The sequence below is a fragment of the Streptomyces sp. NPDC042002 genome, from assembly GCF_055588305.1.
Map to the genome: position 1 here is coordinate 67,921 of NZ_JBVJCT010000010.1, position 10,283 is coordinate 78,203.

At 69.6% G+C, this 10,283-nt stretch carries 7 protein-coding genes; all 7 read left to right on the top strand.

Features of this window, described 5'->3' with window-relative positions; translation table 11 throughout:
* The first annotated feature begins 221 nt into the window (after positions 1 to 221).
* The 7 genes from ACZ6KY_RS17420 to ACZ6KY_RS17450 all read left to right on the top strand — a co-directional run bounded on the left by ACZ6KY_RS17420 (position 222) and on the right by ACZ6KY_RS17450 (position 10,246).
* The gene (locus tag ACZ6KY_RS17420) at positions 222 to 605 is read left to right on the top strand and encodes an NAD(P)-dependent oxidoreductase (protein ID WP_469311303.1); all 384 of its coding nucleotides are present in this window, start codon (positions 222 to 224) and stop codon (positions 603 to 605) included.
* Between the two features lie 90 nt (positions 606 to 695).
* Positions 696 to 1,916, top strand: a complete 1,221-nt coding sequence (locus ACZ6KY_RS17425) for a metallophosphoesterase (RefSeq protein WP_469311137.1) — start codon at positions 696 to 698, stop codon at positions 1,914 to 1,916.
* 175 nt (positions 1,917 to 2,091) lie between these two features.
* Positions 2,092 to 3,132: a vWA domain-containing protein gene (locus tag ACZ6KY_RS17430; protein WP_469311138.1), complete on the top strand. Its 1,041-nt coding sequence runs from the start codon at positions 2,092 to 2,094 to the stop codon at positions 3,130 to 3,132.
* Positions 3,133 to 4,013: 881 nt separating this feature from the next.
* A complete protein-coding gene (locus ACZ6KY_RS17435) occupies positions 4,014 to 7,373 on the top strand; it encodes a S8 family peptidase (RefSeq protein WP_469311139.1) in 3,360 nt (1,119 codons plus the stop codon).
* Between the two features lie 682 nt (positions 7,374 to 8,055).
* On the top strand, positions 8,056 to 9,048 hold the full coding sequence (gene dhaK / locus ACZ6KY_RS17440; RefSeq protein ID WP_469311140.1) for a dihydroxyacetone kinase subunit DhaK: 993 nt from the start codon (positions 8,056 to 8,058) through the stop codon (positions 9,046 to 9,048).
* Positions 9,049 to 9,237: 189 nt separating this feature from the next.
* Positions 9,238 to 9,837 (top strand): dihydroxyacetone kinase subunit DhaL, encoded by a 600-nt coding sequence (dhaL, locus tag ACZ6KY_RS17445; protein ID WP_469311141.1) that lies wholly within the window; start codon positions 9,238 to 9,240, stop codon positions 9,835 to 9,837.
* Entirely contained in the window at positions 9,830 to 10,246 is a 417-nt protein-coding gene (locus tag ACZ6KY_RS17450) for a PTS-dependent dihydroxyacetone kinase phosphotransferase subunit DhaM (protein ID WP_469311142.1), read from the top strand. Before dhaL ends, ACZ6KY_RS17450 begins: the two co-directional genes overlap by 8 nt.
* Positions 10,247 to 10,283 lie beyond the last annotated feature (37 nt).

The following is a 10,283-nucleotide window of genomic DNA, read 5'->3' on the forward strand; positions in this document are numbered from 1 at the left end:
CTTGCGGCTGCCCCCTGTTGCGCCAGGATCCAGCCCAGCTTGAATCCGCTTTCCAGCACGAGCGCCAGGGGGCACCGACTCGGCCTATCACGGCGGATGAACAATTCGGACGGAGCAATTCCGTGCGCCCTTGTAGCTCAGGGACCCTTCCCCGCCGGATTCGCGGCGGCGAATCAAACCCACCGAAGAATTGGATGGCAGTGGCACCCAGGTCGACGAGGATGTGGTGGTCAACGCCGAGGCGCAAGACGGCGGGCGTCCTCGGCTTCGGTCGCATCGGCAGGCTGGTCGCCCGCCGGCCCGCGCCCTTCGAGACGCGGCCGCTGATGCGCGATCACTGTGAGCCGAGCACGGTGGCGGCGGAAATGGGCGTCGCCCCGATGCCGTTCGGCGAACTCACGCACCGCTCCGGCACCCTCACGATCCACCTGCCGCTCGCACCCGAGGCGACGGGTCCGGCGGAGGCGGCAGCCCTGCGCCTCCCTAAGGAACCCGCCCACGCGTGCCTCGTCGGCAGCCGGCAGGTTCGTCAAGTAGAGGTGTCTCCGGCGGGGCCTTGCCGTCCCGCGGAGAACCCCTCGCCCCAAGAGGAACCGCACCCATGAACGCCCATTCGGCCGGCCTGAAGACGACCGGATACAGTGCGCGAGGCGGCAGCCTGGTCAGAGACTGCGGCCTGGTCAGAGAGGGGAAGCGTGACCGACACCAGCAACACCCGATCCGCCGACAGTGAAGCGCAAGCGCCGCGGCAGAGCCGACTGCACCGCCTGATGCGCTACATCCCCCTGATCGCCCCCGTCCTGCTGTGGGCCGTGCCCTGCTGGGTGCTCCTGTACACCGGCCAGCACTGGTCGCCGCCCGTCACGCTGGGCGGCACCGCCCTGTTCGTCCTCGGTCTCGTCGGAATGCCGCTCGCGATGATGCGCGGCCACGGCCGGCGTCAGCAGGACCGGGCGGCGATCGTCGGTGACAGCCTGCTGGGCGCCAGCTGGGTGCTGTTCACCTGGTCCGTGCTGCTCGGCGTCCTGTTGCGGCTCGCCCTGACCGTGGCCGGCGTCGGCGAGGGTCAGGACCGGGCCCGAATCGTCACTTGGGCCGTCCTCGGCGTAACCGCGGTACTACTCGCCTGGGGGTACGCCGAGGCCCGGCGCGTGCCACGCGTGCGCCGACTCGACGTGCAACTCCCGCGACTGGGTGCCGGGTTGGACGGCACCCGCGTCGTCCTCATCACCGACACCCACTACGGCCCACTCGATCGCGCCCGCTGGTCGGCACGGGTGTGCGAGACGGTGAACTCTCTGGAGGCCGACCTGGTCTGCCACACCGGCGACATCGCGGACGGCACGGCCGAACGCCGCCGCGCCCAGGCCGCCCCGCTCGGAACCGTGCGGGCCACCCGGGCCCGCGTGTACGTCACCGGCAACCACGAGTACTACAGCGAGGCCCAGGGCTGGGTCGACCTGATGGACGAGCTGGGCTGGGAGCCGCTGCGCAACCGGCATCTGCTGCTCGAACGCGGAGGCGACACCCTCGTGGTCGCCGGCGTGGACGATGTCACCGCCGAGTCCTCCGGCCTCGCAGGCCACCGCGCCCACCTCGCCGGAGCCCTGAACGGCGCCGCCCCCGACCTGCCCGTCCTGCTCCTGGCACACCAGCCCAAGTTCGTCGACCGGGCAGCAGCCGAAGGCATCGACCTCCAACTCTCCGGCCACACCCACGGCGGCCAGATCTGGCCCTTCCACCACCTGGTCCGCATCGACCAGCCCACCGTCGCCGGCCTCAGCCACCATGGCAACCGCACCCTCCTCTACACCAGCCGAGGCACCGGCTTCTGGGGCCCGCCTTTCCGTGTCTTCGCCCCCAGCGAGATCACCCTGCTCGTGCTCCGTTCCTCCCATCCGCCCACCTCGCCGTAGCACCGGGCAGGCCGGCACGTCCGCGACTCCAGGTTGAGAACATCTCATTTGGGGACAAGCGGAAGCCAACCGAACAAGCCCGGACGCCATGGCCGCTCCGCTCCCGGAGCCAAGATCGATTGTCAGTGGTGGGTGGGACAGTGAGGGCATCGAGTCGGAACCAGGGGGAGCTGCCATGGCCGGAAGTCAGAACTACATCAATCACGTTGCCCTTGTGCTGGATGCCAGTTCGTCCATGTCGCATCTGAGCCGCAAGGTCGTCGAAGTCGCCGACCAGCAGATTGCGTATCTCGCTCGCCGGTCGAGGGAGCTGGACCAGGAAACCCGTGTCACGGTGTACGTCTTCGCGGACAAGGTGGAGTGCGTCATCTATGACAAGGACGTGCTGCGGATGCCGTCGCTGAAGCAGTCGTACCGGGTCGGTGGAATGACGGCTCTGCTCGCGGCCGCACTGAAGTCACAGCAAGAGCTGGCACAGACGGCCCAGTTGTACGGCGACCACAGCTTCCTGACGTTCGTGCTTACGGACGGGCAGGAGAACGCGAGTCATCGCTGTCCGGACGCCCCCGTCAGGAATCCGCGTGAACTGGTCAAGGCCGTGGCCGAGATGATCGCGACGCAGGAGGACAACTGGACGCTGGCCGTCCTCGTGCCGGACCAGATGGGCAAGCGCGAGGCCATGCAGTGCGGTTTCCCGAGGGACAACATCGCGGTCTGGGACGCCACGAGCACACAGGGTCTGGAGGAAGCCGGCCAGGTCATCCGGGAGGCCACCGAGAAATTCATGGTGGGCCGCACCCAGGGCATCCGGGGATCGCGGGCAGTGTTCTCCGTGGGTGCGGAGGCGGTCAACGAGGACACCATCAAGGCGGCCGGCCTCGCTGCGGTGGATCCGTCGGGATACCGGCTGATCCCGGTGACCCGTGACGCGGCGATACGGGACTGGGTCGTCGAATGCGGGCACACCTACCGTACCGGTGGCGCGTTCTACGAGCTGAGCAAGTCCGAGAAGATCCAGGCACGGAAGCAGATCGCGGTGCTGGAGAAGAAGACGGACCGGGTGTACTCGGGCCCAGAGGCCCGAGCCCTGCTCGGCCTGCCGGACGTGGAAGTGCGCGTCAGGCCCGACCACAACGACGACTTCACGATCTTCGTGCAGAGCACCAGCGTGAACCGGAAGCTCGTACCGAACACGCGACTGCTGCTTATGCTCTGACGCCTTGAAAGCCCCGTCGGATCCGGAAGCGCTTCGTCTTCTGAGCCCGTCGCCCAGGCTCCCGGGTCCACTCAGGGCTCTCGCTTGGACCACGCGGCGCCCACGCCGAGGGGGCCGCGCCACAGCTGCCTGACGCGACCTGGCCTCGGCGGCTACCGTTCTGGCTGCCGGACCTGTGGCACGGTGACGCGACCGGCTCCCGGGCCCTCCCGGAGGGCGGGCCGCGGGTCACGACGGCACTCCCGTGGCCGAACGGCGACAGGCTCCACGCAGGTTACGATCCGGCCAATCGGAAGAACATGCTCCGTCCGCGGATGTGCTGATGCCCGAGGACGCACGCACGGGCGCTCGCCGAGGTCGCGACCCAAGCCAGCGAGGCAGCTGTGGACGTGATGTTCAGCGGCCAGGGGCCAGCTCGGTCAAATCGGCCTGTCCGTCCAGGCGTTCGCCGCCCCGGAGACACTGCCGGGTGCCAGGGCGGGCTTGCTCGGGCCACGCAAGGGCTGGTCCCGGTACGGGACGAGAACACCGGCCCGGTACGGGGCGAGAACACCGATCCGTTCACGAACGCGATGGCGGTGCACCTCGGTTGGCTGCACCGCACACTGAGCCGCTCGCGGTAGATCACGACCACACAAGGGGGGCCGCCACATGAATGAGGGCCCGGCGCGGCCATCGGTCGTGCGGCCCCAGCTCGCCTGAAGGTCAGCATGTCCAAAGGTGTCTTGAAGTCATGTCCTCGATTCTTCACTCCTGCCACGCCGTTGATCACGTATCCCTCACATCACATACTGCGCTGACCGGCGAGCGACGTTCCGCCCACGGCCGGAAACGACCACTCGCCTTCATCCCAAGCTCCTGGGGGAGACTTGCGCTCAACAGTGAAGAGAGCACGCGCCTTCACCATCGCGGCGGCCACGTCGGTGGCCCTCGTGGCAGGCATGACCGGCCCCACGACAGCGATCGCCGCGAACACGACGACCGCACCGAACACCACGCGCTTCGACGGCGACCAGCGGATCCAGCTCATCACGGGCGACCGTGTGGTGGTCGGCGCCAAGGGCCAGGTGGTGGGCTTCGAGCCCGCCAAGGGCCGTGAGCGCATACCCGTACAGGTGCAGCGCGTCAAGGACCACACGCTGGTGGTGCCCAGCGACGCGCAGCGCCTCATCGCCACGGGGAAGCTGGACCAGCGGCTCTTCGACGTCGGTGAACTCACCGACCCGCTGCTGCGCAAGAGCCAGCGCGACGGGCTCAAGCTGATCGTGCAGTACGACGGGGGCGCCGGCGCCGCACGGGCCGAGGTGCGTTCCGCCGGTGACACCCAGCTGCGACGCACGTTGCCCACCATCGACGCCGACGCCATCCGTACGTCGCGGGACGACGTGGCCAAGGTGTGGGAGGCGCTGACCGACCAGCAGAAGAGCGGCGTGCGTGCCACCGCCTCCGGCATCAAAAAGGTCTGGCTGGACGGGGTACGCAGGGCGAGCCTGGACCGCAGCGTCAAGCAGATCGGCGCCGACAAGGCGTGGGCGGCCGGATACGACGGCACGGGCGTCAAGATCGCCGTCCTCGACACCGGCGTCGACAAGACCCATGACGACCTGAAGACCCAGGTCGTCGAGGAGAAGAACTTCTCCAGCTCGCCCGACACCGTGGACCGCGTCGGGCACGGCACGCACGTCGCCTCGATCGCCGCCGGGACCGGTGCCGAGTCGGGCGGTAAGTACAAGGGCGTCGCGCCGGGTGCCAAGGTGCTCAGCGGCAAGGTGCTGAACGACGAGGGGTTCGGCGACGACTCCGCCATCATCGCGGGCATGGAGTGGGCCGCCGACGAGGGCGCGGACGTGGTCAACCTCAGCCTGGGCGGCCCGGACCAACCGGGCGTCGACCCCATGGAGGAGGAGGTCAACAGGCTGTCCGCCGAGAAGGGGATCCTGTTCGCCATCGCGGCGGGCAACGACGGCGAGTACGGCGAGTCGACGGTGGGCTCGCCGGGCAGCGCGGACGCCGCGCTGACCGTCGGCGCCGTCGACAAGGACGACAAGCTGGCGTCCTTCTCCAGCATCGGGCCGCGCGTCGGCGACGGCGCCGTCAAGCCGGACGTGACCGCCCCCGGCGTCGCCATCACCGCGGCCGCCGCCTCCGGCAGCCGGTTCGACACCGACCCAGGTATCCCGCACCCGGCCCCCGGTTACCTTCAGCTCGACGGCACCTCCATGGCCACCCCGCACGTCGCGGGCGCGGCGGCGATCCTCAAGCAGCAGCATCCGGCCTGGAAGTCGGCCGAGCTCAAGGGCGCGCTGATCGCGTCGGCCAAGGGCGGCGACTACACCGTCTTCCAGCAGGGCTCGGGCCGCATCCAGGTCGACAAGGCGCTGGCCCAGAGCGTGATCGCCGATCCGGTCTCGTTGAGCTTCGGCGTCGCACAGTGGCCGCACACCGACGACCAGCCCCTCACTCGGAAGGTCGGCTACCGCAACCTCGGGACCAGCGACGTCACGCTCGACCTGTCGGTGTCCGCGCTGGACCCGGCGGGTGAGCCGGCCCCGGCCGGGTTCTTCGCGCTCGGCGCCACCAAGGTGACCGTGCCCGCCGGCGGCAGGACCGAGGTCGACCTGACCGCCGACACCAGGATCGGCGACGCCGACGGCACCTACTCGGGCTACGTCACCGCCACCGGCGCGGGCCAGTCCGTCCGCACGGCCGTAGCGGCCGTCCGCGAGGCGGAGTCCTACGACGTCACGCTCAGGACCATCGACCGCGACGGCACCGACGCGCGGAACTTCTCCAGCAGCCTGATCGGCGTCGCCGGCGCCGCCAAGGGCTTCCAGACCCGCATCGACAACGAGCCGGGCACACACACGATCCGCGTGCCCAAGGGCTCGTACACGTTCAACACGGCCGTCTACCAGGACCCGTCGGATCTCACCAAGGGCACCGACTGGATCGCCCAGCCGAAGCTGGACATCTCCGGCGACACCACGGTCACGGCCGACGCGCGCACCACCAAGCCGGTGGACATCACCGTGCCCGGCCTCGGCACGGTGGACTACGGGGGGACGTACTACGAGCTCGCGACCGACATCGGCCGCGTCGGCAACGGCTGGGTCCTCAGAGGTTTCACCGGCTTCCGCACCGCGCACCTGGGTCCGGCCGTCACGGACGGCTCGCTCCTGCAGACCTGGGACGCGCACTTCCTCAAGGACGCCACCACTCAGTACTCGGTGGCCTACGGCGGCAAGACGCGGGAGGTCGCGACCGGTTACACCAAGCATGTGAAGGCGGACGAGCTGGCGAAGCTCAAGGTGCACGTCGGTGCCTCCGCTGCCGGGAAGACCGCTCTCGCCTCCCCGTTCCCCCATCTGCCGGGTGCTCCGGAGGGCAACGGGTTCTCGGCGCCACAGGCGGCGCCGGGCACGCGCACCTTCTACGTCTCGACTGCCGACGGCGTCAAGTGGCTGACCAAGGTCGATCAGCTGGGCGAGCCCGACGAGTCGGGCTACCCGTCCTTCGACGGTGCCTACGAGATGTCCGAGCCGAAGCGCTACGAGGCCGGCAGGTCGTACCGAGAGACGTTCAATACCGGCGTGTTCGGCCCGCTCCTGGGCGAGAACATGGGTGTCTTCCGCACCGCACCCGACCCGGCCACGGGCGAGCAGCAGATCATGGGCTCCCTGCCGATGTTCGCCGACGGCAAGGGCCACGTGGGCCTCTCGACGTACACCTCGGCCACGTCGACGCTGTACCGCGACGGGGTCAAGGTCGGCGACAACGACGACCCGCTGAGCGGCGCGAAGCCCTTCACGGTCGACTCCGCCGACGCCGAATACCGGCTGACGACCTCCGTCGAGCGCTCGGCGAAGGTCGCCGCGGCCTCCACCCGCGTCGACACCAGCTTCACGTTCCGCTCCAAGGAGGTCGCGGCCACCACGGCGCTGCCGGTGTCCACGGTCCGCTTCGCGGCCCCCGTCGACCTCGCCTCACGCGCCCCGGCGGGCACGTCGGTCCAGGTCCCGGTGGCCGTGCAGGGCTCCGCGGCCGGGAAGAACCTCAAGTCGCTCGTCGTGTCCGTGAGTTACGACGACGGAGCGACCTGGCAGCTCGTGAAGGTCGAGAGCGGCAAGATCTCCGTGAGGAACCCGGCGAAGGACGAGGGCATCTCGTTCCTCGCCGATGTCACGGACAAGCAGGGCAACGAGTCGACGCTGACGATCCACAACGCGTACTACGGCAAGTGACGTCGCCCCGGTGACGAATTGCGTGTGACGACGTGCTGGAAAGCGTTCAAGGACGCTTTCCAGCACGTTCGTTCACCGAGCCCTGGTCACGTCCCCGACCATGACGATGGCGTGTCCATCGTCGGTATGGAAGGCTTCGAAGCCCTCCTGTATCGCACCCGATTGGGCCGGCGCGGCACGTTCGGACGATCAGGCCCCCCTCCAGTGCGTCGGCGGGGCTCATCAGCTGGTCGATCAGCCTGACGAAAGCCTCCGGGGGCCGGGCAGGGCCGTCGTGCGGCTCGGCCGGCATCGCCCCAAGGATTTCTGCCACCCAGCGGTGCCGGGTGGAACCGTCGTGCGCCCGACCACGAGCACCTGCCGCCCCTCGTTGCGCCCCGCCCCCAGACGTAGACGGCGGAGAGCGGTTCACGTACGCGCGCACCTCCCCGAGCGTCCACGCACGTGACCTTCGCTACCGCAAGGTCGATACTGGGGATGACAGCACTCCCGCCGACCCGCATCCAATCGTCCCCGCAAACCTGACAGGCCGTCACGAAAGTCGGCATCGGGTCAGCGTCAGTACCGCCACAGCCCGGCAACGAGCTCCATCAAGCGCCAAGATCAAGAACTATCCGCACCAGGTTTGACCAGGGAAAACACAGGTCGGAAACTCGTCTGTTCATCTCACCGGGAGGTACCCATGAAGATGCTCATCAACGTGGCGGAGACGGTGGTGGCGGACGCGCTTCGGGGCATGGCGGCAGCCCATCCGGAGCTGACGGTGGACGTCGAGAACCGCGTGATCGTACGCAGGGACGCCCCGGTCGCGGGAAGGGTGGGCCTCGTCTCCGGCGGCGGCTCCGGGCACGAGCCGCTGCACGGCGGATTCGTGGGCCCCGGGATGCTGTCGGCGGCCTGCCCGGGCGAGGTCTTCACCTCACCGGTGCCTGACCAGATGCTGCGGGCGGCGGCGGCCGTGAACAGCGGCGCGGGTGTGCTGTTCATCATCAAGAACTACACGGGCGACGTTCTCAACTTCGACATGGCGGCGGAGCTGGCCGAGGACGAGGGCATCCGGATCGCCAAGGTCCTCGTCAACGACGACGTGGCCGTCACCGACAGCCTTTACACGGCCGGGCGGCGCGGAACGGGCGCGACACTGTTCGTGGAGAAGATCGCGGGCGCCGCCGCCGAGGAGGGCGCGCCCCTGGAGGCGGTCGAGGCACTGGCCCGGCAGGTCAACGAGAGCTCCCGAAGTTTCGGCGTCGCGCTCAGCGCCTGTACGACTCCGGCCAAGGGCAGCCCGACATTCGACCTGCCGCCCGGAGAGCTGGAGCTCGGCGTCGGCATCCACGGCGAGCCGGGCCGGGAGCGGCGCGCGATGATGACCTCGCGCGAGATCGCCGACTTCTCCGTGCACGCCGTCCTGGAGGACCTGGCACCGCGCAATCCGGTGCTGGTCCTCGTCAACGGTATGGGCGCCACTCCCCTGCTGGAGCTGTACGGCTTCAACGCGGAGGTGCAGCGGGTGCTGACCGAGCGGGGCATCGCCGTCGCGCGCACCCTGGTCGGCAACTACGTCACCTCCCTCGACATGGCGGGCGCCTCGGTGACCCTGTGCCAGGTGGACGAGGAACTGTTGCGCCTGTGGGACGCGCCGGTGAAGACACCGGGACTGCGCTGGGGCGTGTGAACCCGGTCGGCGGACCGGGTACGTCAACCCGGCCGCAGGGCCGGGGTACGGGATCCCGGCCGCCGAGCCGCTGTACGTGATCCCGGCCTGTGCACCGGTGCAGGTGAGCCCGGTCGACGGAAGGCCGGCCGCCGCTCGGTGTCAGTCGGCCGACATCAGGTCAACTTCCGTACCACGCAAGGAGATTCCGTGCTCGACGCCGATTTCTTCCGCCGTTGGATGACGGTGACCGCCGCGTCCGTGGACCGCGAGGCGGAGCGGCTCACCGACCTGGACTCGCCCATCGGTGACGCCGACCACGGCAGCAATCTGCACCGTGGATTCGCCGCCGTGACCGCCACCCTGGAGAAGGAGGCTCCGGACACCCCCGGCGCCGTCCTCACACTCGCCGGGAGGCAGCTGATCTCGACGGTCGGCGGCGCGTCCGGGCCGTTGTACGGCACCCTGCTGCGCCGGACCGGCAAGGCACTCGGGGACGCCGCCGAGGTCACCGAAGAACAGTTCACGAACGCGCTGCGCACGGGCGTCGACGCGGTGATGGCGCTGGGCGGAGCCGCGCCCGGCGACAAGACCATGATCGACGCCCTGGTGCCCGCGGTCGACGCGCTGGCCGAGTCGTTCGCCGCGGCGAAGTCCGCCGCCGAGGAGGGCGCCGTCGCGACGACGCCCCTCCAGGCCCGCAAGGGCCGGGCGAGCTATCTGGGCGAGCGCAGCATCGGGCACCAGGACCCGGGCGCCACGTCCTCGGCGCTGCTGATCGCGGCACTCGTGGAGGCGGCCGGTGAGTGACACCGAGGAACGACTCGTCGGCATAGTGCTGGTCTCCCACAGCGCCGCCGTCGCCACGTCCGTCGCCGAACTGGCGACGGGCCTGGCGGGCGGCGGCGCGATCGCCCCCGTCGCCGCGGCGGGCGGCACTGTGGACGGTGGACTCGGCACCAGCGCCGAGCTGATAGCCGCCGCGGCGGCCTCCGTGGACCGCGGCGCCGGGATCGCCGTACTCACCGACCTCGGCAGTGCCGTGCTCACCGTCAAGGCGCTGCTCGCCGAGGGCGACGAACTTCCGGACGACACAAAACTGGTGGACGCCCCCTTCGTCGAGGGGGCGGTGGCCGCGGTCGTCACGGCCTCGACGGGCGCCGACCTCGCCGCGGTGGAGGCTGCGGCAGCGGAGGCGTACTCCTACCGGAAGGTGTGAGGGCCGAAAGGTCTGCGGACCGGGAAGCATGCGGGCT

Bases quoted from the DNA above. Each gene is read 5' to 3' on its own strand.
- dhaK (WP_469311140.1), top strand. From the start codon at position 8,056: ATGAAGATGCTCATCAACGTGGCGGAGACGGTGGTGGCGGACGCGCTT.
- ACZ6KY_RS17430 (WP_469311138.1), top strand. From the start codon at position 2,092: ATGGCCGGAAGTCAGAACTACATCAATCACGTTGCCCTTGTGCTGGAT.
- ACZ6KY_RS17420 (WP_469311303.1), top strand. From the start codon at position 222: ATGTGGTGGTCAACGCCGAGGCGCAAGACGGCGGGCGTCCTCGGCTTC.